Origin of the sequence: Brevibacterium sp. VCM10 (assembly GCF_000583215.1) — a bacterium.
Taxonomy (GTDB): Bacteria; Actinomycetota; Actinomycetes; order Actinomycetales; family Brevibacteriaceae; genus Brevibacterium; species Brevibacterium linens.
Map to the genome: position 1 here is coordinate 1 of NZ_JAJB01000020.1, position 21,315 is coordinate 21,315.

Sequence of the window (21,315 nt, forward strand, 5' to 3'; positions counted from 1 at the left end):
CCGTCAGGTAGTAATTGGGGGGTTTCTCAGCTGAGGAGGTCGGCGAGGGCGGCCTCGATGACGTCGAAGGCGTCGTTCAGCAGCTCGTCGGAGATCGTCAGCGGCGGCAGGAAGCGCAGGATGTTGCTGAAGGTTCCCGTGGTGAGCACGAGGACGCCGTTCTGCGCACAGTAGTCCGCGATCTTCTTCACCAGGTCCGCGTTCGGCTCGATCGAATCGCGCTCGACGAATTCGGCGGCGACCATGGCCCCGCGGCCGCGGACGTCGCCGACCTCGGGGTACTTCGACTGCAGCTTCGTCAGCCGGTCGACGATGATCTCACCGATCGCCAGGGCACGTTCGGGCAGTCCGTCCTCTTCATACGCGGCGATGGCACCGAGGGCGGCGGCACAGGCGGCGGGGTTGCCGCCGTAGGTTCCACCGAGGCGGCCCGGGCCGACCGAGTCCATGATGTCCGCGCGACCGGTCACGGCCGACAGCGGCAGACCGCCGGCGATGCCCTTGGCCGTGGTGATGAGGTCGGGGACGATGCCCTCCCACTCGGAGGCGAACATCTTTCCGGTGCGGGCGAATCCGGCCTGCACTTCGTCGGCGACGAAGACGATGCCCTTCTCGCGGGCGTAGTCGACGAGCGTTGGCAGGAAGCCCTCAGCCGGGACGATGAAGCCGCCCTCACCCTGGATGGGTTCGATGACGATCGCAGCGACGTACTCGGAGCCGATCTGCTTCTCGATCATCGTGATGACGCGCTTGGCTGCGTCCTCACCGCTGATCTTCGTGCCGGCCGCATCGTTGTCGCGGTACGGGTAGGACATGGGTGCGCGGTAGACCTCACCGGCGAAGGGACCGAAACCGGCCTTGTAGGGGGCGGCCTTGGCGGTCATCGCCATGGTCAGGTTGGTGCGGCCGTGGTAGGCGTGGTCGAAGACGACGACGGCGTCGCGGCCGGTGTGGGCGCGCGCGATCTTCACGGCGTTCTCGACGGCCTCGGCACCGGAGTTGAGCAGAACGGTGCGCTTCTCGTGGTCACCGGGGGTCAGCCGGTTGAGGGCTTCGGCGACCTCCACGTAGCTCTCGTAGGGGTTGACCATGAAGCAGGTGTGGGTGAAGGCCTCGAGCTGGGCCTTCGCGGCCTCGACCACGCGGGGGTTCGCGTTGCCGGCCGTGGTCACGGCGATGCCCGAACCGAGGTCGATGAGCTGGTTGCCGTCGGCGTCCTTGAGGATGCCGCCGCCGGCCGCCACCACATAGGCGGGCAGGCTCGAACCGACACCGGTCGCCACTGCTGACTTGCGACGTTCCTCGATCTCACGGGACTTCGGTCCCGGAATCTCGGTGACGATCTTACGTTCCTGCGGCAGAGCTTCGCCGCCAATCTCCAAAGCTGTCATAAGGGGAAGAATAGGGGCAATCGACGCTTTTTGTCACTTGCCGTCCGAGGGCTGGGCAGAACCGCTCGCCGCGCAGAGACGACCCCGTGGATTCGGCGCTGATCGGGTACGGATTCCGTTGCCGGGGGCCGATGGTCGCATCGTCAGTTCGGATGGTCGTCAGCGAAGGCGGAAACAGCGCCGACTCGCCCCCGGCACTCCCTGGATTCAGCGGTTCTGACTGCGGGCGTCGACGTCCCTGTTCCGTTCCGGAAGCACGCGCTCGTGCTCGCGCATCGGCACGACGATCGTCTCCTGAGCGCCGACGACGCGTTCTCCGTCGCCGATTTCGAAGCTCAGCCGCGCTTCTGGAGCCAGGTTCCGTTTGATCACGGCCAGACCGATCGGTCCGAGCTCCCAATGCACGGTCACCGAGGTCAGGGTGCCCACTGATCGTTCGGATCCGCGGACCTCGGCGAGCACCTCGGTGCCGGGGTCCGGGGCGATGTGGCCGGACCCGTCGAGGTGGACGAAGGTCAGACGCCTGGGCGGCTGTCCGAGATTGTGGACGCGCGCCACCGCTTCCTGGCCGCGGTAGCACCCCTTGGCCAGGTGCACGGCCGTGCGCAGCAGGTCGAGTTCGCCGACGAGGGCTTTGTGGTCGATTTCGTTCCGGCCCGGTCTCCAGGCGGCGATCCGCAGCGCCTCCCAAGCATCGAAGCCGGCCATATCGAAGGTCTTCGTCGACAGTCCCTCGAGCTCAGAGCGTTTGACGATGCCGATGACGAACGGGGTCTCGAGACCGGGGTGGTCGGTGCCCGCGACGTCCTGGCCGATGTCGATCTGCGCATAGGAGGCCGATCCGCTTCCGATATGCGGCCACGGGTCGGACCAGGTTCGGGTGACGGGCAGGGCTTCCGGCAGGGACGTGATGGCGCCGAAGCACTGATAGTCGTCGCTGAGGTCTTCGATCTCGACGCGCATCATGAAGACCATCTTGGACAGGAAGTCCAGGGTCGCGTCGGTGTGAAGGTCGCTGATGGCCCACAGGGCCTCACCGTCGTCGACGAGCTTCAGCCAGCCCTCGATGCGACCGTTCGGGTCGAGCACGAGGGTTTCGGTGGACACACCGGGGGCCAGGGTGTCGATCTTCTGCGTGGTGATCGAGTTCAGCCAGGTCAGACGGTCGGGTCCGCTCAGACGCAGCACGCGGAGATGGGCGAGGTCGACGAGACCGTCCTTCTCTTCGAGCACGCGCTGCTCACGCAGGGGAGCTCCGTAGTGGATGGGAGTCTCGGCGAGATCGCCGGCCCCGAGCACCGCGGTCGAGCTCAGTCCGCGAGCCAGCGACGAGCGCCGAACCGCCTCGGCGGGGGTGTTCTCCGGCGACGGCGAATCGTTGACATCGGAATTCGGCGACACGGGATCAGTCATCTTAAGACAGCTTCTTCAATCTGGCAGAGGAGTGGGAGGCGAGTTCGTGGCCCATGGCTGCCATGTCCCAGGCCCACATGAGTTCGCCGCCGACGAGTCCGTACATCCGCGTCGAAGCGGTGTACTCCTTCGCGGTCTTGGTCCTGGCCACCACATCGGTGGCCAGGTCGATGCGCGGGCCCTTGACGGTGCCGGCATAGAGTTCCATGACACCGTGCGGATGGACGATCTCGGCTTCGATCTCGAAGGCGTCGTCGTTCGTGCGCAGGGTCTCGACCGCGGCGGCGGAGGTGAAGCTCTGGTCGGCGGTCGGCACCATCATTCCCGGGCCGACGTCCCCGTCGTCGTGCTGACGCACGAGCTGCCAGAAACCGGTCTCGAGAGTCAGGGTCGAGTCGAGTTCTCCGGATTCGCCGAGCAGCCACGCATGCGCGGTGTACTGGAGGAACGGCGTGCCCTGATGGGCGACGAAGTCGATGCGCTGGCCGAACTGCTTCTCAGGCGTGTCCGCATAGCCGACGACACCGACGCCTTCCCATGACCCGATGAGCCAGGACAGTGGGACGAGCTCGGAATGGACCGAGTCATCGAGTTCGATCACCATGGCGGATCAGCGGTTGTCTTTGAACAGCGCCGTGACGACCTTGATCCCGACACCCAGGGCACCGAGAGCGGCGACGCCGACGAGGCTGGTGAAGACGATTTCGAGAGCAACGAGATTTTCCATGCTCCCAGTCTACAGTTCCTGACAGAGCCATGTGCATTCAGCCCAGCGACGCTGGCCCCGGTCGTGCGGCGACGCTGACTCTGGCCGTGCAGCGACGCGGACCCCGTTCGGGCAGCGACACTGACCCCGGCCGTGCAGATCGGCGTGCAGATCAGGAAGCGACGCGTTCGAGTGCGTAGACGACGACTCCGCCGAGGGCGATCGGAGCGGCACCGAGGGCGAGCTGCACGGCGAAGCTGCGAGCCTTCTCGACGTTCTTCTTCACCTCGATGTTCTGCGAGGCCTCGAGGTTGGCGGCCTGGAACTTCGCATAGGCGACGAGCCCGAGCATCCGATCGACCGCCGCGACGAGCAGCCCCATGACGACACCGAGGCTGAGCGCCGAGGCCAGGGAGAGCGCCGGTGCGAATACGAGCACCGACAGGATCCCCGCTACGGCCGTGGACATGACGATGGCCAGCGGCGAGGTGTAGATCGCCGGCCACGGCAGCGCGGTCATGCACTGCGCCACGATGAGTGAGGCGAGGCCGATGACGATGGCCTCCTTGTCACCGGGGATCGTGATCGCAGCGACCCAGGTGCTCGCCGACAGGACGATGACGAGGCCGGAGACCTGCGCGGACACGTTCGCCACGGCATAGGAGGCGCCGATTCCGCGGGTGAGGTTCTGCACGAAGGTCCACAGCAGTCCCAGACCCGCGAGCACGGGCAGCCAGTCGAGGTAGGGTGCCGTGGAGTCGTGCCAGGCGGCGTAGAGTCCGCCGATTCCGAAGAGGGCGAGCATGATCGACGTCGCCCGCGGCTGCGGGGAGTCCGTCAGGCGCGGCCAACCGTAGGCGACGCCGAAGACGATGAGCCCGGTCGCCAGCAGGAAGAGCGTATAGCCCCAGTACACGGAGGCACTCAGGGCCAGCACCAACACCAGGGCGACGGCTACTCGAATCCATCTGATCACAGCACTATCGTGCCTTATCGGATGACACCCGCGGTAACCATCGGCGGTTGTGCGGCGGAGCGGCCCCGGCTGAGGCATCGCTATAATCTTCCTCAGACAACAGGCTGAGACGACGGGCGCCGAGGAGGTGGAGGCAGCACATGCGGATCCTGCACATCTGCCCCACGGCCAGGCTCGATGCTCCGTTGGCACCCGAATCCCTGCAGTACCTCGGCCACCGGATCGACCGCTGCGGCACCGAGGATCTGCCCGACCGCAAGGCCGACGCCGCTGCGGTCGATGTCGTCATCGCCGATGCCTGTCTCGATCTGTCCCTGGCCCCGCGCATCGCCGAGCTCCTCGCCGAGGCGCGGATCAGCGCACCCGTCATCGTCGTCCTCGGCGAGGGCGGACTGGCGACGGCCTCGGCGAAATGGCAGGTGGCCGACCTCATCCTCACCACGGCCGGCCCCGCCGAGGTGGAGGCGCGGCTGCGCGTGGCGCGTGACCGTCACACAGCGTCATCTGCCGCCCACGCCAGCGGCTTCCCCGGCGGGACGGCCGGATCCGGCCGTCCCGGAGCGAAGGGCGGGGCAGTGGGCTGGGGGCCGGTGCGCACTGGCCGCGGGCCCGTCGGCACGACCAGGCAGAGCGGACTCGGACTGTCCGGCCGCCTCGGCGAAGCGGGTGAGGAGCTGTTGAACGCAGACGGCGAGCCGATGGTCGTCGTCACCGGAGACCTCCGCATCGACGAGACCGCCTTCACCGCCGAGCTCGGCGGACGCAGTCTCGATCTGACCTACCGAGAATTCGCTCTGCTGAAGTTCTTCGCCATGCACCCCGAACGCGTCTTCACCCGCGACGACATCCTGCTCACGGTGTGGGGCGATGACTACTTCGGCGGCACCCGCACCGTTGACGTGCATGTTCGCCGCCTCCGTGCGAAACTCGGCAAAGACCTTGAGAACGCCATCCACACCGTGCGCAACGTCGGCTACCGCTTCAGCGCCGACAGCGTCACAGACACAGATTCAGAGGACGAGACGGCATGAGAATCCAGGCCAGCGGAGCAGTCGCCTCCACTTCGATCGAGCCCCTCACCGAGGATGAGCTGACGTTCCTCGAGGACGTGGCGGCCGCTGACGGCGCCCCCGAGATCTCCGGCGGGCTCATGGCCGTCGCCACCGGGGAGGACACCGCCCACGCGGCGCAGACCGCGTCGAGCGTGTGGCGCGTGTTCGACGGCGCAGACGGTTCCGGCACCGCCGGAACCGCGACGGGAGAGCTCATCGGCTTCGGAATCCGGGCCCTGCAGGGCGATCGTCACGCCGCGGAATTCCTCATCGCCCCCGACCACCGCGGCCAGGGCCTCGGCGAACAGCTGCTGAGAACGATCCTCGACGAAGAGTCCGCAGCCTGGTGCTGGTCGCACGGTGACCATCCGGCTGCGGCCCACCTCGCGCAGAAGTACGGTCTCGGCCGTGACCGGGTGCTCTATCAGATGCGCACGGACACCGGGCTGAGTCTCGACGCCCTCCCCGAGACTCGGAGTCCCGAGGGAGTCGAGATCCGGTCCTTCGCCCCCGGCGACGAGGACGGCTGGCTGGCGGTGAACAACTCCGCATTCGACTGGCATCCCGAACAGGGCGGCCAGACCCGGGCCGATATCGACGCCGTCGTGACGCCTGCGGATTTCGACCCGAACACCTTCATCATCGCCGCCCGCGACGGTGAGGTCATCGGCTTCCACCAGACGAAGATCACGGACACGGATGACCAGGGCCGCCTCGGCGAGGTCTATGTCGTCGGTGTCGATCCGCGCATCCATGCCAAGGGCGTGGGCAAGGCGCTGACGGTCGAGGGGATGCGGCGGATGGTGGCCGCCGGTGCCGAGACGATCGAACTCTACGTCGAATCGGACAACGCCCCGGCGCTAGGCTTGTACGAGCGGCTGGGATTCCATGTCGCGGTCGCACACGTGGCCTATGCACCGGCCTCCGCCGAGGCCACCGGCACTGATTCGGCGAGCACGGCGTCGAACGAGTAAGGAGCAGATCGTTGTACGACATCGCAGCGTCCGGGAATGAGCTGGGTCTGCCCGACCCGGCGGATCGCTTCCTCGATCGCGAACTCAGCTGGCTGGCCTTCAACGAACGCGTCCTCGACCTCGCCTCGGACCCGGAGATCCCGCTGCTCGAACGCGTCCGGTTCCTCTCGATCTTCGCGACCAACCTCGACGAGTTCTTCATGGTCCGCGTCGCCGGCCTCAAACGCCGCATCAACACCGGCCTGGCCGTGCCCAGCGTCACCGGGCGCATGCCCGCTCAGGTCATGCACGATATCGGTGTGCGCGCATTCGAGCTGATGAGCCGGCATGCCGCCCTGCTCAAGGACGATATCGGTCCCCGCCTCGACGCGGAATCGATCACGAAGGTCCAGGTCGAGGACCTCACCGAGGATGAGCGCCACCGTGTCGACGAATTCTTCTTCGGCCACGTCTACCCCGTCCTCACCCCGCTGGCCGTCGATCCGGCGCACCCGTTCCCCTACATCTCGGGTCTCTCGCTCAACCTCGGCGTGCTCCTGCGGTCGCCGGAGACGGGCAAGGAGTTCTTCGCCCGGGTCAAGGTTCCCCCGCGCCTGCCCCGCTTCTTCAACGTCGCCGAGGCGACCGACCGGCCCGCCGGACGCGACGTCCCAGCCCGCTTCGTCGCCCTCGAGGACATCATCGCCGAACACCTCGGCACCCTGTTCGAGGGCATGGAGATCGTCCACCATTCGACCTTCCGCGTCACCCGCAACGAAGACCTCGAGGTCGAAGAGGACGATGCGGAGAACCTGCTCAAGGCTTTGGAGAAGGAGCTCCTGCGACGGCGTTTCGGACCGGCCGTGCGGATGGAGATCACGGAGAACATCCACCCCCGCGTGCTCGAGATGCTCAAGGACGAACTGGGCATCCACGACTCGGAGATCTACCACCTGCCCAGCCCGCTGGATCTGTCCGGCATGTCCGATATCGCCGATGTCCCGCGCGATGATCTGCACTATCCGAAGATGGTCCCGCAGATGAACAAGGACCTGTCGCTGCGGGAGTCCAGCGACCAGGTCGACGTCTTCGACGCGGTGGCCAGTCGGGACATCCTCCTGCACCACCCCTACGATTCGTTCTCCACGAGCGTGCAGGCCTTCCTCGAACAGGCCGCATCGGACAAGAACGTGCTGGCGATCAAGCAGACGCTCTACCGGACCTCCGGAGACTCGCCGATCATCGACGCCCTCGTCGATGCAGCTCAGGCCGGCATCCAGGTGCTCGCCGTCGTCGAGATCAAGGCCCGGTTCGACGAGGAGGCCAATATCACCTGGGCTCGCAAGCTCGAGCGCGCCGGCGTTCACGTCGTCTACGGAATCGTCGGGCTCAAGACGCATGCGAAGCTCTCCCTCGTCGTCCGTCAGGAGGCCGACGGTCTGGCCCGGTACTGCCATGTCGGCACCGGCAACTACCATCCGAAGACCGCCCGCGGCTATGAGGACTTCGGGCTGCTCACCCGCGATCGGGCCGTCGCCGATGATCTGACGAAGCTGTTCAATCAGCTCTCCGGCTATGCGCCGAAGTCCGAATACTCACGGTTCCTCGTCGCTCCCAGCACTGTGCGCACCGGGCTCATCGACCTCATCGACTCCGAGATCGCGATCGCACAGTCCGGCGGAGCGGGGCAGGTGCGGATCAAGGTCAATTCGATCGTCGACGAAGCCGTCATCGACGCCCTCTACCGGGCCTCCCAAGCCGGGGTCACCGTCGAAGTCTTCGTCCGCGGAATCTGCGCTCTGCGCCCGGGCATCGACGGCCTGAGCGAGAACATCACCGTACGTTCCGTGCTCGGACGCTTCCTCGAACACTCCCGCGCCTTCGTCTTCGGCAACAACGGCGATCCGATCGTCTACATCGGTTCGGCAGACATGATGCACCGCAACCTCGACCGTCGGGTCGAAGCGCTCGTGCAGATCGTCGACGACGGGCACCGGACGGAGATCATCGAACTCTTCGATCTCGCCTTCGCCCCGACCACCTCGGCGTTCGACCTGGCCGGCGACGGCAAGTGGACACGGCGGACCCACGATGACGACGGAAACCTCCTCGGCGACTATCAGACGGATCTCATCCGCAGGCACCGGACCCGTCGGCGAATCGGGGATGAGGCGTGAGTCGGTCCGAGGTCTCCTCGGCGCAGGCGTCATCGCGCGTCACGGCCGATGTCCTGGCCGCCGGGGCCGTGTGCTGGAGACACGGTCCGAAAGGTCTCGAGGTGGTGCTCATCCACCGTCCGAAGTACAACGACTGGTCATGGCCCAAGGGCAAGGTCGATCCGGGAGAGACCCTGCCGGAAGCTGCGATCCGCGAGGTCAAGGAGGAGACGGGGTTCGACATCCACCTCGGCATCCCTCTGCCGTCGGCCGAGTACACGGTCGGCAAGAACACGCTGAAGAAGGTCTTCTACTGGTCGGCCGAGGTCAAGGACGAGTCCGCCTTCGCCCCGGTGAATAAGCGGGAGGTCGACACCGCCGGCTGGTTCCCTGTCGACAAGGCCCGATCAAAGCTGACGTCGTTCGCGGATCGGGAGCAGCTCGACGCGCTGGAGAAGTTCGCCGAGACGGACGCGCTGCGGGCGTGGCCGCTCATCCTCGTCCGTCACGGGAAGGCGTTCCCACGTGCGAAGTGGTACGAGACCGAGCATGTGCGTCCGCTGCTCAAACTCGGCACCCGACAGGCCATGGCATTGACCGGTCTGCTGGGAGCCTGGGGCGTCCGCAAGCTGGTCTCGAGTCCGTGGAAGAGGTGCATGGCGACGCTGACTCCGCTGTCGGCGGCGACGGGCAAGTCGATCAAGAAGGTGTCGACGCTCAGCGAGAAAGCGACCGCTGCGAACCCGGACAAGACCGCCCGCTATATCGAGAAGCTGCTGGCGAAGGGCAAACCCGTCATCTACTGCACGCACCGGCCGGTGCTGCCGACGATCTTTGCCGTCTACGCCGCTCATGCCCCGAAACGCGTTGTCGCCAAGCTGCCGAAGGACGATCCGTACCTCAAGCCCGGTGAGGTCCTCATCGCCTATGTGCGTCCCGGGCCGGTGCCGCGCATCGTCGAGATCGAACGCGTCCGTCCCATCGACAGCTGATCGGGGGTCACAGCGCACATCCCCGGCGAACCCGATCCGCGGGTGCGGACGGGGCCGCCTCGGTGAGGGACTGCCGGTCCCGACAATGATCCTTTCATGAAAACGGCGCGGGCTGTGATCGAGCACTCACGGCGGTTCCAACCCTTCGCCGCTCGTTCACCTGCCATTCACGTTCCAACTCCTTGCACTTCACGCGTGATCCTTAGCGTGGATGACGAGCAATCGAGAACTCTCGAGCTGTGTCCACAAACATGAAAGGCATCTTCGTGAAGATGAAGCATCTCGCCCCCTCCGCTGCGATCCTCGCGGTCGGCGCCATCACCCTCTCGGCCTGCGGCGGTCAGTCCGCGACCGGTGAAGAGGCCTCCGGCGGCAACAGCGACCTGCAGGGCACCCTGACCGGCATCGGCGCCTCCTCGCAGAAGGCTGCCATGGATGCCTGGACTGCGGACTTCACCTCGCAGAACTCCGGTGTGACCGTCAACTACTCCCCCGACGGATCGGGTGCCGGCCGTGAACAGTTCCTCGCCGGCAACGCGCAGTTCGCCGGATCCGATGCCCACCTCGACGATGAAGAGGTCAAGGCCGGAGAGGAAGCCTGCGGCGCCGACGGAGCCTACGAGTTCCCCGTCTACATCTCCCCCATCGCCGTGACGCTCAACGTCGAGGGAGTCGACGAACTCAACCTCTCCCCCGCAACGATCGCGAAGATCTTCAAGGGCGACGTCACGAACTGGAACGACGACGCCATCAAGTCCGACAATCCGGACGCCGACCTGCCTGATCTCAAGATCACCGCGGTTCACCGCGCCGACGACTCGGGCACCACGGAGAACTTCACCGAGTACCTCAAGGCCGCCGCCGAGAAGGACTGGGACGCCGAGGTCAGCGGCAACTTCCCGAAGGAGTTCGGCGGCGAGGCCGCGCAGGGCACCGACGGTGTCATCCAGACCGTTTCGGACACCGACGGAGCAATCGGCTACGCGGACGCCTCGGCCGTCGGTGAGCTCTCCACCGCCAAGGTCAAGGTCGGCGAAGAGTTCGTCGAGCTCTCCCCCGAAGCCGCTGCGAAGGTCGTCGACGCCTCCGAGAAGGTCGAAGGCCGCAGCGAAGGCGACCTCGCCTTCGACCTGGCTCGCGACACCACCGAGTCGGGCGCCTACCCGATCGTGCTCGTGTCCTACCACCTCGTCTGCTCGTCCTACTCCGATCAGGAGACCGTGGACATGGTCAAGGCGTGGGAGAAGTTCGTGGTCTCGGAAGAGGGACAGCAGTCCGCTGCCGATTCCGCCGGGTCCGCACCTCTGTCGGACGACCTGCGCACGCAGATCGAAGAAGTCATCGACTCGATCAAGGTCGAAGGCTGATTTCAGCCTCTGACCTGGAGAAATAGCCAGTCGGGAGCGGCGCAGAATCCCTGCGCCGCTTTTCCGCGCCTGTGGAACCGTCCCGGTTTCACCACAAGTCACATGAGGAGTACTTGTGCCGATCAGCACACAGACCACTGAGTCGGGCCCCACAGGGCCGGGCTCCACGTCCGAGTCCGGGCAGAAGCCGCCGCAGAGCCCCGCCTCTCGGCAGAAGAAGGCCGTCGTCCGGCCCGGCGACCGCATCTTCTCCGCCGCCACACTCATCGTCCGGCCCGGCGACCGCATCTTCTCCGCCGCCACACTCATCGCCGGCATTCTGATCCTGGTGATCCTCGCCGGAGTCGCCCTGTTCCTTCTGGCGCAGTCGAAGGACACCATCGCCGCCCAGATCAGCGATCCCTCACAGATCACGGGCGGCAAGGGATTCTTCTCCTACGTCTGGCCGCTGGTCATCGGCACGCTCATCTCCGCAGCCATCGCACTGCTCGTTGCCACTCCCTTCGCTCTCGGCATCGCGTTGTTCACCACGCACATGGCCCCGCGCAGGCTCGCCCCGATGCTCGGGTACGTCATCGACCTCCTCGCGGCCATCCCCTCGGTCGTCTACGGTCTGTGGGGCATCGCCCTGGCCGGCAACCTCACCGGCTTCTACCTGTGGCTGTCGACCTGGTTCGGCTGGATTCCGATCTTCGCTCCCGGGGCGGACGGGTCGGTGTCGCAGACCGGGCGCACGATGCTCACCGCCTCGCTCGTGCTCTCGATCATGATCCTGCCGATCATCACCTCCCTCACGCGCGAGATCTTCCTCCAGACCCCGCGGCTGCAGGAAGAGGCGGCCCTGGCACTCGGCGCCACCCGCTGGGAGATGATCCGCATGGCCGTGCTGCCCTTCGGCAAGTCCGGCATCGTCTCGGCCACGATGCTCGGGCTCGGACGCGCGCTCGGCGAGACCATGGCCGTGGCCATGATCCTCTCACCCGGCGTCCTCACCGCGTCGCTCGTCGTCAGCGGCAACCAGACCATCGCCTCCGAGATCGCGCAGAACTTCCCCGAGGCCGCGGGTCTGCGCCTGTCCGAACTCATCACGGTCGGCCTCGTGCTCTTCGTCATCACCCTGTTGGTGAACATGGGAGCCCGCGCGATCGTCGCCCGCACCTCGGTGAAGGGAAGTTGAGACCAATGACCACCATGAACACCACCACCGAGGCGGCTGCTTCGAAACCCGCGAAGCTGACCTCCAAACAGCTGCCGAAGGCGACCCCGTGGATCGTCGCCATCGCGTCGATCCTTGTGGCGATCGTCATCAGTTTCATCGCGTTCGGCGGCTTCAACATCCCCGTCGTGGCCGTCCTCGCCGGACTCACCAACGCGGTCGCCGTCTTTGCGGTCTCCGCGTCCTACGAAGGTCGCCGCAAGGCCGTCGACCGGATCGCGACCACCGTCGTGACCTCGACGTTCGTCCTCGCATGTGTTCCCCTCGCATCGCTGCTGTGGCTGACGGTGTCCAAGGGCGGGTCCGCCATCAGCGGCGATCTGCTCACCCGCACCATGCTCGGGATGAAGGGCGTCCTCGACCAGCAGTACGTCGCCGGTGAGGCCTCTCTGGCCGGTGGTTTCTATCACGCCATCGTCGGCACCGTGCTCATCACGCTCGCCGCCTGCATCATCTCGATCCCCATCGGCGTGCTCACCGCCATCTACCTCGTCGAATACGCCGGCAAGAACCGCCTGGGCAAGGCCATCACCTTCCTCGTCGATGTGATGACCGGCATCCCCTCCATCGTCGCCGGTCTCTTCGCCTTCGCTCTGTTCTCGACCATCGCCGGATTCTTCTCACCGGACTCCGTCGGCAGCGCGAAGACCGGCTTCACTGCGGCGGTGGCGCTGTCGGTGCTGATGATTCCGATCGTCGTGCGCAACACGGAGGAGATCCTCCGCCTGGTGCCGATGGACCTGCGCGAGGCCTCCTACGCTCTGGGCGTGCCGAAGTGGAAGACGATCGTGAAGATCGTTCTGCCCACCTCGGTGTCGGGAATCCTCTCCGGTGTCACCATCGCCATCGCCCGCGTCATCGGTGAGACCGCCCCCATCATGGTCACCGCCGGGTTCGCGAAGACACTCAACTGGAACCTCTTCTCCGGTTGGATGTCGACGCTGCCGACGTTCATCTACGACTCGCAGCTGCGCCCGGTCTCCCCGGGAGCCGCCGCCTTGGCCAGCTCGGAACGCGCTTGGGCAGCAGCCCTCGTGCTCGTCGCCCTGGTCATGGTGCTCAACCTGCTCGCCCGCATCATCGCGAAGGTGCTCGCGCCGAAGGCCGGCCGCTGACCGGCGACTGCCCGCAGACTTCCAGACTCACCCATTTCCACGGATAGGAAACACAATGTCCAAGCAGATCGACATCAAGGATCTCGACATCTTCTACGGCGACTTCCGCGCCGTCGACGGAGTGGAGATGCAGATCAAGCCGCGCTCCGTCACCGCCTTCATCGGCCCGTCCGGCTGCGGCAAGTCCACAGTGCTGCGCACGCTCAACCGCATGCACGAAGTCATCCCCGGCGCCAGCGTCTCCGGTGAGGTCCTCATGGACGGCACTGACATCTACGGCGCCGGCGTCGACCCGGTCAACGTCCGCCGCGAGGTGGGCATGGTGTTCCAGCGGGCGAACCCGTTCCCGACGATGAGCATCAAGGAGAATGTGCTCGCGGGTGTGCGTCTGAACAACAAGCGCCTGTCGAAGACCGAAGCCGACGATCTCACCGAGCGCGCCCTGCGCGGCGCGAATCTGTGGAACGAGGTCAAGGACCGCCTCAACCTGCCCGGTTCGGGTCTCTCCGGCGGTCAGCAGCAGCGTCTGTGCATCGCTCGTGCCATCGCCGTCGAGCCCGAGGTCCTGCTCATGGACGAACCGTGCTCGGCCCTCGACCCGATTTCGACCCTGGCGATCGAGGACCTCATCAACGACCTCAAGGACAAGTACACGGTCGTCATCGTCACGCACAACATGCAGCAGGCCGCTCGCGTGTCCGACAGGACCGCGTTCTTCAACATCGCCGGCACCGGCAAACCCGGAAAGCTCATCGAGTTCAGCGAGACCTCGACGATCTTCTCGAACCCGGACAAGGAAGAGACCGAGAACTACATCTCCGGTCGCTTCGGATGATCTGACCGCGCGGCGAACGCCCCGGCGAACCCTTGAGTGGGTACGCCGGGGCTGTGTCGTTGGCTGGACTCCCTGTCGACTGAAGGTCCGTGGTCAGGTCCCCCGCCGGAGGCGCCTGACTGGAAGCGTCCGGCCATTCGCCATGTCATCGAAGGGCGGGGCAGGCTGCTCGGACTGTTCAGATCCCGGGCGGTGCACCGCCGACGCTGCCGTCGAGGGGCGCACGGAAAGCGCGGACGAACTCCGGCACCAGGGACTCGTCGCCGTCGACCGTCACCGCCCCGGCCGCAATGGCCGCCTCCGCGTCGCCGTCGGCAAGAAGTCCACGCAGGCCCGGCCCACCGATGAAGAGCTGCGCGGTCGGATCGGCGCCTTCGCCCACGCTCACTCCCGACTCGTTCACCTCAGCGTGAGCGACTGCCGGGCCTGCCGTCACTTCGACACTGAACGGGCGCACTTCAACCTCGGTTCGAGAGGTGAGAAGCGCGGCCGCCAAGGAACTGTCTGTCGGGATCTCGCCTTCCCGCGGAGCGTCCATGCGGCGTGAGCCCCAGCGGCCGAGCTCGATGAGCACCGGACCGAGATCCGAACCGTATTCGCTCAGGCGATAGACGACGCTGCGCCCATCGATGCTGCGTTCGACGATCTCGGCAGATTCGAGTTCGCGCAGTCGCGTGGTCAGGAGGTTCGAGGGAATACCGGGGTTTCCCTGCCGAAGCTCGTTGAAGCGCTTCGGACCGACGAGGAGATCGCGGAGGAGGATGAGTGACCACCGCTCTCCCAACACCTCGGCTGCCCGAGCCAGCCCGCAGTACTGTCCGTACGACTTCATGGTTGACAGCTTAGCAATCGAAGTTCACTATTGAAACTACAGTTCACTTTTTGAACTGTTGCGGACGACGAGGGCCAGGCCCGCACGAAACTCAACGGTCCGCACCACACTCAATGAGGAGATCACCATGCCCCGCACCGTCATCGCCGCACTGTTCCAGTCACTCGACGGGATCGCATCCGATCCATTCAACTTCCAATTCGACTCCTTCGACCAAGAGATGGGCGAGTGGATGACCACTGCCATCGGAGGAGTCGACGACTGCATTCTCGGCCGTGTCACCTATCAGGAGTGGGAGGGCTACTGGCCGAACCACACAGAAGGCGAGGACGCCCCGTTCGCCGACTTCATCAATTCGACTCCCAAGCACATCGCCTCGACGACGCTGTCGCAGGCCGACCTCCGGTGGGAGAACTCGATGCTCATTCAGGGCGACCTCGTTGACTTCGCTCGCGACCTCAAAGCGGGCGACGGCGGCAAGATCGCCATCGAAGGGTCGATGTCGATCGTCCGGCAGCTCGTCGAAGCGAACCTCGTCGACGAACTGACCGTGGCCATCCACCCGGTCGTCGCCGGCAGCGGAAGGTCCCTCTTCGAGGGAGGAACGACGACGAGGTTGGTGCTCAAGGATATGCAGCGGACCAGCAAAGGCAACCTGCTGGCCACCTACGCTCCGTTCGCAGACTGACCTCACGGCACCCCGGAACGGCACCGAGCGTGCCTGCTGCGAAGAATTTCTGCCCGCACACCCATCCGGCTACGGCCCGGCTCCGAATCGACGAGTACAGAGAACATCTCGTCGAAAGGACTGTCATGACCACGCCAGACTCCGCCTCTCATTCCGAGCCGCTGCTCGCGAAGCCCCATGCCGGACGCACCCCGGTCCAACTCGTCGCCGGCGTCTTCGGCGCCGTGTTCCTCCTGGTCGGAATCTTGGGCTTCGTTCCGGGAATCACAGCGAACTTCGACACCATCATGTTCGCCGGGCATCATTCCGAAGCGGCACTGCTGGGGATCTTCCAGGTCTCCGTGCTCCACAATGTCGTCCACCTGCTCTTCGGAGTCGTCGGTCTGCTGGCTCTGCGATCGCGCGGACTGGCGAAGAGCTATCTCATCGTCGGCGGCATCATCTATGCGGTGCTGTGGATCTACGGTCTCATCGTGCCGATGGAATCGATGGGCAACTTCGTGCCGCTCAACACCGCTGACAACTGGCTGCACTTCGTGCTCGCGGTGGCAATGGTGACGACCGGCATCGTGTTCGGTCGCCGCTCGCGTCCGTGAAACCGCGCTGAATCGATCCGTCGTCGGCGGTCGCCGGGCTCTGGGCTCCAGCTGAGGGGCTCAGAACCCGGCGGCCGCCTTGACGATCCACCCGAGCAGCACGGCCAACAGTGCGGCGGCCGGGATCGTCAGCAGCCAGACGCCGAACATCGGCAGGAAGTATCTCGCTCTGGCGTGGCCCTTGCGTCCGGCGTATTGGGTGCCGAGGATCGATGAGCCGAGCACGAAGGTCAACGACACAGGAACACGCATGATCAGGGCTGCGGTGTACATGAGGATCGCGGCCGCGCCATCGGCGATGGAGGATTTGAGCGGGTCGAGGCCGACCATGCGCACGGACAGCGTCTGGACCACTCGCCATCCGCTCAGTCCGGTGCCCAGAGCCAGTGCCGCGGCGATGAGGAGGCGCACAGGCCACGAAATCTCGACGATGGACAGACCGTCGTGCGGAGTCGCCTCGACGGCGAGGATCCCGACCATGACCAGGGCCGCAACTTTCTGCGCGTCCTGGACTCCGTGGACGAGCGACAGCGACGCAGTGAGCACCGAATCGACCATGCGTGCGCCCCGGAACAGCGGTTTCGGTGGGGTCGAAGCCAGTGACTTCGACAGGATGAGCGTGAGCACCCATGCCAGGATGAAACCGAGGATGGGTGAGAGCACCAGCGGCCACACGACGTTGTTCATCGCATGCTCGGCGTTGACGGAGAAGCCGAAGACGATCCCCGCACCGAGCAGACCGCCGATGAGACAGTGAGTCGACGAGACCGGCAGCGCCAGATAGTAGGTGAACAGACTCCACGTCGTCGCCGCCACGAAGGCGATGATCAGACTGGTGAGGATGAGTTCGGTCGAACCGGAGAACAGCACGATCTGATTGGCCACGACGATGGCGATTCCCTCACCGAGGAGGGCTCCGATGAAGTTGAAGACGACAGCCAGGCTGAGCGCCCACCCGGGACGCATCGCTCGGCCGACGACCGCATTGCCGACAGTCAGAGCGGCATCGTGGAATCCGTTCGAGCCGGCGAAGATCACCGCGGCGATGACGACTGCCGCCAGGAGCAGCTCCACGGATTACGACTCCTTGATCGCGATGGCTGCTACGACTTTGCCGAGTTCGGTGAACCCGTGGGCGGCCCGGACGAAAGCTTGCCCGAGCTGGGAGACCGCCGCCATGTAGGTCAGTCCCCGTTTGGAGTTCGGCACCGCGTCCGACATCCGCCACTGCAGGCTCTCGACCTGGTAGGTCAGCCGGTTGATCGAGTCGACGTAGTCCCACTGGTCGAGCTTGCCGGGCAGTCGGGTGATCATCCGCGAGGTGTGGTCCGTCTGGTTCGACAGCACGGCCAGGGTCTCGGGGACGCCGGACGGCAACGGGTCGAAGGCTCCGGAGGCGAGAACGTATCCGACTCCGTGCAGCCGGTGGCAGATCTCGCGCATATGGTGGCTGAGCAGGTAGAGGTCGTTGCGGTCGAACGGGGTGATGTAGTTCTCGCGCAGCGCACGCAGCATCGCGCCCATGTCCTCATCGGCCCTGTCCCCGATCTCGCGGAGGCGGTCGGCGACGTCGCGTCGTTCGCTGATTTCGATTCCGGAGAGTTCGGCGAGAACCAGGTTGCACTGACGCATCTGAGAGACGAGATCGGACAACCGTTCATAGAACACCTTGTCCTGCGGTACCCGCTTGAGCCGCATGCGATCCTCCTGCCCGGGGCCCGGACAAGCCGGACGAATATGCATGATGTCTCAATGATATGTGCCGGACGCTGAACCGAGAGCGCCTCTCGGCGGAAGGCCGCTCGAAGCGGCTGAATTTGGAGCCCGGGGCTTCAGCGATCCAGCGTCCGGTGGCCCGAAGGCCACCCCCTACGATACTCGTTCGTGCTCATGAGTCCACCGCCGAGGCGGCTCTTCGTCCGTTGAGAATCTCACAGTCGATGTCGTGGTCGGGTGGGAATATCCGGTCCCGACGGGGACCGCGCTCATTTCGTTGGGCGACGGCCGCCTCGGCGAGGGGATTGCCGGCGGACTGAGGATCAGTCGAGACCGCCTCGGCGATGGGCGACGGCCGCGTCGGACAGGTCCTGGGACAGCTGGCGCAGGCGGACGGCGGCGTCGTGGTCATCGGTGCCCGCCGCGCAGATGCCGACGAAGGCGGCGGCGCGCAGCAGCGCGATGACGACGTCGCCGCGGAAGGCGCCGACGAGGATCTCGTCGATGGCGTGGGCCACCTCGTCGGGGCCGGCGGGCAGTTCGACGCCGGCGAGGATTTCGCCGTAGCCGATGCCCTCGGTGGTGCGGCGTTGGCCGTCGGAGAACATCTCGGCGAGTTCGCGGGGTGCGGACTTGATCCATTGGCGCAGGGCGTAGAGGCGCCACAGTGCGCCGGGCGCGGAGACGGCGGGAGCGGCGGACCAAATCTCGGCGATGACCTCGAAGCCGATGTCATCGGCGAGTTCGACGAAGCGCCTGGTGGCAGCCTCGTCGCGGTTGCCGTCTGAATCGCCGAGCAGCAATGCTGCGGTCGCGTGCGAGGTCTCCGACCGGGCGACTGGATCGTCGACGGCGCCGACGGAGTCGAGGTCGGCCAGGGGAACGGGACGGTGAAAAGCGCGCTGTGACATGGTCAGGGCAGTCTAGTCCCTGCCGGGGTGCGCGGACTAGGACGTGGAGCACATTCGGGTTTTCTCCGCACGGTCAGGTTCTGCTCCCGGGACTCACAACGGACGCCATTAAACTTGAGGATGATTCGTGACTGCGACCCGCAGTCGCGAGTGACCGAAACGAGGAGGAACTCTCGTGGCAAAATCATCAGTGGCGAAGAAGGGCCTCGACAAGGCTGCGAAGTTGGCAGTCAATGACGACGGCACCCTCAATCCCCGCGCCCAGTCGATATTGTCGCGTCTGCTGTCCGTGCAGCGGCCCGTCGCGTTGGCCTATGTGCGCAGTCTGCGCCGCCGGCACCCTGACGCGACCCCCGAAGAGCTCATCACGATCATTCGTCGGCATTACCTGGCCCTGACGACCTCGGGCGGTGCTGCGGTCGGTGCGACCGCGGCCGTTCCGGGACTGGGCACGACGGCTGCACTCGGAGTGGCCGGGGCGGAGACCGCCGGATTTCTCGAAAGTACGGCGCTGTTCGCGCAGGCGATCTCGGAGATCCATGGTCTGCCCGTGGCCGACGCCAAGCGGGCGAACGCCCTGGTCCTCGGCCTCATGCTGGGCAAGGACGGGAAGAACCTCGTCCAGAAGTTCAGCAAGCAGAACGGCGGCGTCGAGTCGATGTTCGGCAGCTGGGGCGCCACCGTGACGAAGCAGCTGCCTGCCCCTCTTGTCGATCTGCTCGTGCGCAAGCTGCGCAAGACCTTCATCCGCAAGTTCGCCGCCCGTGCCGGAGGGTCATTCGTCGGTCGGCTGCTGCCCTTCGGCGTCGGGGCGGTCATCGGTGCCGTGGTGAATGCGCAGATGGCGCGGCAGGTCTCTGCGGAATCGAAGGAGGCCTTCGGTGCTGCGCCGACGATCTTTCCCATCGAGACCGATCCCGAATACGTGGCGCCGAAGAAGGACCGGAAGCTGCTCGCAGGACTGCGCAATGTCCGTGCGCTGGCCGGGAAGCTGAAGAAGGACAGAACCATCGAGTCCGAGGTCATCGAACCCATTGCGCCCGAAGAACTCGAATCGCCGGACGGTCTGCCTCGCACGTACACCGCAGAGGATCGTCGCGGACTGGAGAAGTAGGCTCGGCCCGGAGCCGATCAGCCCGTTGCCGGTTCCGGCTTCCCGTTGCCGGTTCCGGCTTCCGGTTGCCGGTTCCGACTTTCGGTTGCCGGCCAAAGCCCGTCGCGAGCGGGCTGCGGGTTTGAGTAAATCGGGCGCAAACCTCTACTATTAGTTCGTCTCCATCATGTGTCAGCAGGCCGGTGTCCTGCAGTGGTGATGGGGCGGGGCCTCTAGCTCAGTTGGTAGAGCAGCGGACTTTTAATCCGCGGGTCGTGGGTTCGATCCCCACGGGGCCCACCCAGCCTGACCAGGCACAATACGCCGCAGCCCCGAAGCTCATCGCTTCGGGGCTGCGCTGTTTTCACGAGATTTCCAACGAGCACAGGATCAGGGACGGGCCCCTCGGCGTCGACCGAGCCGGGTTCAATACAGCAGTTGTCGCAGAACTGACACATCATGTGCTCTAACGAGCACCATCTGCGGGCTTGGACCCGCATAGAGTCGAGGTCGTCAGCTACCCACGGACGCCGACGACACTGTTCGCGGTCGGCTCCGCCACTCGAAAGCAGGGAAGAACCATGAACCGCATCCGACTCCGCCCGACCACACTGCTCACCCGTTCAGCCGCGGTCGCGGTCGCCTCGGTGCTCGCTCTCTCAGCCTGCGGAACGAACGAGCCGGACACCGCCGAAGAGGCCGACTCCAGCGAGCAGGAACAGACCGAGGAGACCGATTCGGCCCCGCTCGAGCAGGAGACCGAAGAAGCCGAGGAGGCGGCAGCCACCGAGGACGCAACAACGTCCGGTGAGGGCACCGAGGTCAAGGTCGGAACCGAGTTCACCGACGACGAGACAGGCGACGTCATCACTATCGTCTCGGCCGTGCGCAACAACCCCACCGAATACTATGAGGCGAGCGACAACCCCGATGGAGAGATGGTCTACCTCGAGGTGAAGGTCGTTCCCGGCAAGGAATACGGCGGAACGATCAGTGCCGCGGACTTCTACCTCGACGACGGCGGGGACGAGGTCAACTATGCGGCGAGCGCAGACGACGAGGTCGAAGAGGCCGGGTACGAGTACTTCGACTCGGCTCCGCGTCGCGAGGGAGAGCACACCGGATACGTGCCGATCTACATCAGCGAGACTGCCGATTCCCTCAAAGGCGCCTACGTCCGTCCCGAAGCGAAGGTCATCGGCGAGGACAAGAAGGTTCCTGAGTTCCGCTCCGAGTTCGACGTTCCCGCGTCCTGATCCGACGAGCCGATGGCCGAGCCCCGCGGCTCGCAGTCGGGAAGAATTGCT

Annotated in this window: 20 protein-coding genes and 1 tRNA gene; 13 read left to right on the forward strand and 8 right to left on the reverse strand. The window is 65.5% G+C overall.

Going from position 1 to position 21,315, the window contains the following annotated elements; all coding sequences use genetic code 11:
- Positions 1-26: 26 nt before the first annotated feature.
- The 4 genes from gabT to AD89_RS0105305 all read right to left on the reverse strand — a co-directional run bounded on the left by gabT (position 27) and on the right by AD89_RS0105305 (position 4,486).
- Complete coding sequence (gene gabT / locus AD89_RS0105285; RefSeq protein WP_035320007.1) at positions 27-1,391, reverse strand: 4-aminobutyrate--2-oxoglutarate transaminase; 1,365 nt, start codon at positions 1,389-1,391, stop codon at positions 27-29.
- Between the two features lie 207 nt (positions 1,392-1,598).
- On the reverse strand, positions 1,599-2,804 hold the full coding sequence (gene ygfZ, locus AD89_RS0105290; RefSeq protein ID WP_025777570.1) for a CAF17-like 4Fe-4S cluster assembly/insertion protein YgfZ: 1,206 nt from the start codon (positions 2,802-2,804) through the stop codon (positions 1,599-1,601).
- A gap of 1 nt (position 2,805) precedes the next feature.
- Positions 2,806-3,405 (reverse strand): FABP family protein, encoded by a 600-nt coding sequence (locus AD89_RS0105295; protein ID WP_025777571.1) that lies wholly within the window; start codon positions 3,403-3,405, stop codon positions 2,806-2,808.
- Between the two features lie 277 nt (positions 3,406-3,682).
- Positions 3,683-4,486 (reverse strand): ammonia permease, encoded by an 804-nt coding sequence (locus AD89_RS0105305; protein ID WP_231488455.1) that lies wholly within the window; start codon positions 4,484-4,486, stop codon positions 3,683-3,685.
- A gap of 140 nt (positions 4,487-4,626) precedes the next feature.
- Between AD89_RS0105305 and AD89_RS20460 the strand changes: the two genes are divergently transcribed.
- The 8 genes from AD89_RS20460 (at position 4,627) to pstB (ending at position 14,172) form a co-directional block, all read left to right on the forward strand.
- Positions 4,627-5,517 (forward strand): winged helix-turn-helix domain-containing protein, encoded by an 891-nt coding sequence (locus AD89_RS20460; RefSeq protein WP_025777573.1) that lies wholly within the window; start codon positions 4,627-4,629, stop codon positions 5,515-5,517.
- The gene (gene mshD, locus AD89_RS0105315; RefSeq protein WP_025777574.1) at positions 5,514-6,512 is read left to right on the forward strand and encodes a mycothiol synthase; all 999 of its coding nucleotides are present in this window, start codon (positions 5,514-5,516) and stop codon (positions 6,510-6,512) included. The genes AD89_RS20460 and mshD overlap by 4 nt, the downstream gene beginning before the upstream one ends.
- Before the next feature lie 11 nt (positions 6,513-6,523).
- Positions 6,524-8,668: an RNA degradosome polyphosphate kinase gene (locus AD89_RS0105320; protein WP_025777575.1), complete on the forward strand. Its 2,145-nt coding sequence runs from the start codon at positions 6,524-6,526 to the stop codon at positions 8,666-8,668.
- A complete protein-coding gene (locus AD89_RS0105325; protein WP_025777576.1) occupies positions 8,665-9,639 on the forward strand; it encodes an NUDIX hydrolase in 975 nt (324 codons plus the stop codon). The genes AD89_RS0105320 and AD89_RS0105325 overlap by 4 nt, the downstream gene beginning before the upstream one ends.
- Before the next feature lie 251 nt (positions 9,640-9,890).
- Positions 9,891-11,006: a phosphate ABC transporter substrate-binding protein PstS gene (gene pstS, locus AD89_RS0105330; protein WP_155807380.1), complete on the forward strand. Its 1,116-nt coding sequence runs from the start codon at positions 9,891-9,893 to the stop codon at positions 11,004-11,006.
- A 244-nt stretch (positions 11,007-11,250) separates the two neighbouring features.
- On the forward strand, positions 11,251-12,183 hold the full coding sequence (gene pstC / locus AD89_RS0105335; protein WP_035320036.1) for a phosphate ABC transporter permease subunit PstC: 933 nt from the start codon (positions 11,251-11,253) through the stop codon (positions 12,181-12,183).
- A 14-nt stretch (positions 12,184-12,197) separates the two neighbouring features.
- The gene (pstA, locus tag AD89_RS0105340; RefSeq protein ID WP_025777579.1) at positions 12,198-13,337 is read left to right on the forward strand and encodes a phosphate ABC transporter permease PstA; all 1,140 of its coding nucleotides are present in this window, start codon (positions 12,198-12,200) and stop codon (positions 13,335-13,337) included.
- Positions 13,338-13,392: 55 nt separating this feature from the next.
- A complete protein-coding gene (pstB, locus tag AD89_RS0105345) occupies positions 13,393-14,172 on the forward strand; it encodes a phosphate ABC transporter ATP-binding protein PstB (protein WP_025777580.1) in 780 nt (259 codons plus the stop codon).
- A 178-nt stretch (positions 14,173-14,350) separates the two neighbouring features.
- Here the strand turns inward: pstB and AD89_RS0105350 are convergent, their stop codons facing one another.
- Positions 14,351-15,004 (reverse strand): winged helix-turn-helix transcriptional regulator, encoded by a 654-nt coding sequence (locus tag AD89_RS0105350; RefSeq protein ID WP_035320012.1) that lies wholly within the window; start codon positions 15,002-15,004, stop codon positions 14,351-14,353.
- Between the two features lie 127 nt (positions 15,005-15,131).
- Between AD89_RS0105350 and AD89_RS0105355 the strand changes: the two genes are divergently transcribed.
- The gene (locus AD89_RS0105355) at positions 15,132-15,692 is read left to right on the forward strand and encodes a dihydrofolate reductase family protein (RefSeq protein WP_025777582.1); all 561 of its coding nucleotides are present in this window, start codon (positions 15,132-15,134) and stop codon (positions 15,690-15,692) included.
- Positions 15,693-15,817: 125 nt separating this feature from the next.
- Positions 15,818-16,288 carry a DUF4383 domain-containing protein gene (locus AD89_RS0105360; protein WP_025777583.1) on the forward strand — a complete coding sequence of 157 codons (471 nt, stop codon included), beginning with the start codon at positions 15,818-15,820 and terminating at the stop codon, positions 16,286-16,288.
- A gap of 60 nt (positions 16,289-16,348) precedes the next feature.
- On the opposite strand, the gene AD89_RS0105365 is transcribed toward AD89_RS0105360, so the two are convergent.
- From AD89_RS0105365 to AD89_RS0105375, 3 genes are all read right to left on the reverse strand, one after another.
- Positions 16,349-17,362, reverse strand: a complete 1,014-nt coding sequence (locus AD89_RS0105365; RefSeq protein ID WP_025777584.1) for an inorganic phosphate transporter — start codon at positions 17,360-17,362, stop codon at positions 16,349-16,351.
- Positions 17,363-17,365: 3 nt separating this feature from the next.
- The gene (locus tag AD89_RS0105370) at positions 17,366-17,986 is read right to left on the reverse strand and encodes a phosphate transport regulator (RefSeq protein WP_025777585.1); all 621 of its coding nucleotides are present in this window, start codon (positions 17,984-17,986) and stop codon (positions 17,366-17,368) included.
- A gap of 341 nt (positions 17,987-18,327) precedes the next feature.
- Complete coding sequence (locus tag AD89_RS0105375; protein ID WP_025777586.1) at positions 18,328-18,915, reverse strand: hypothetical protein; 588 nt, start codon at positions 18,913-18,915, stop codon at positions 18,328-18,330.
- Between the two features lie 175 nt (positions 18,916-19,090).
- Here AD89_RS0105375 and AD89_RS0105380 point away from each other — a divergent pair, with 175 nt between their 5' ends.
- The 3 genes from AD89_RS0105380 (at position 19,091) to AD89_RS0105395 (ending at position 21,264) form a co-directional block, all read left to right on the forward strand.
- Complete coding sequence (locus AD89_RS0105380; protein ID WP_025777587.1) at positions 19,091-20,029, forward strand: hypothetical protein; 939 nt, start codon at positions 19,091-19,093, stop codon at positions 20,027-20,029.
- A 206-nt stretch (positions 20,030-20,235) separates the two neighbouring features.
- A tRNA-Lys gene (locus AD89_RS0105385) sits at positions 20,236-20,308 on the forward strand.
- 281 nt (positions 20,309-20,589) lie between these two features.
- Positions 20,590-21,264, forward strand: coding sequence for a hypothetical protein (locus AD89_RS0105395; protein WP_025777589.1), 675 nt, complete (start codon positions 20,590-20,592; stop codon positions 21,262-21,264).
- The last annotated feature ends 51 nt before the right edge of the window (positions 21,265-21,315 follow it).

Excerpts from the sequence above, each read along its gene's own strand:
- gabT (WP_035320007.1), bottom strand. The coding sequence starts at position 1,391 with ATGACAGCTTTGGAGATTGGCGGCGAAGCTCTGCCGCAGGAACGTAAG.
- ygfZ (WP_025777570.1), bottom strand. The coding sequence starts at position 2,804 with ATGACTGATCCCGTGTCGCCGAATTCCGATGTCAACGATTCGCCGTCG.
- AD89_RS20460 (WP_025777573.1), top strand. The coding sequence starts at position 4,627 with ATGCGGATCCTGCACATCTGCCCCACGGCCAGGCTCGATGCTCCGTTG.
- mshD (WP_025777574.1), top strand. The coding sequence starts at position 5,514 with ATGAGAATCCAGGCCAGCGGAGCAGTCGCCTCCACTTCGATCGAGCCC.
- pstS (WP_155807380.1), top strand. The coding sequence starts at position 9,891 with ATGAAAGGCATCTTCGTGAAGATGAAGCATCTCGCCCCCTCCGCTGCG.
- pstA (WP_025777579.1), top strand. The coding sequence starts at position 12,198 with ATGAACACCACCACCGAGGCGGCTGCTTCGAAACCCGCGAAGCTGACC.
- pstB (WP_025777580.1), top strand. The coding sequence starts at position 13,393 with ATGTCCAAGCAGATCGACATCAAGGATCTCGACATCTTCTACGGCGAC.
- AD89_RS0105350 (WP_035320012.1), bottom strand. The coding sequence starts at position 15,004 with ATGAAGTCGTACGGACAGTACTGCGGGCTGGCTCGGGCAGCCGAGGTG.
- AD89_RS0105355 (WP_025777582.1), top strand. The coding sequence starts at position 15,132 with ATGCCCCGCACCGTCATCGCCGCACTGTTCCAGTCACTCGACGGGATC.
- AD89_RS0105360 (WP_025777583.1), top strand. The coding sequence starts at position 15,818 with ATGACCACGCCAGACTCCGCCTCTCATTCCGAGCCGCTGCTCGCGAAG.
- AD89_RS0105370 (WP_025777585.1), bottom strand. The coding sequence starts at position 17,986 with ATGCGGCTCAAGCGGGTACCGCAGGACAAGGTGTTCTATGAACGGTTG.
- AD89_RS0105375 (WP_025777586.1), bottom strand. The coding sequence starts at position 18,915 with ATGTCACAGCGCGCTTTTCACCGTCCCGTTCCCCTGGCCGACCTCGAC.
- AD89_RS0105395 (WP_025777589.1), top strand. The coding sequence starts at position 20,590 with ATGAACCGCATCCGACTCCGCCCGACCACACTGCTCACCCGTTCAGCC.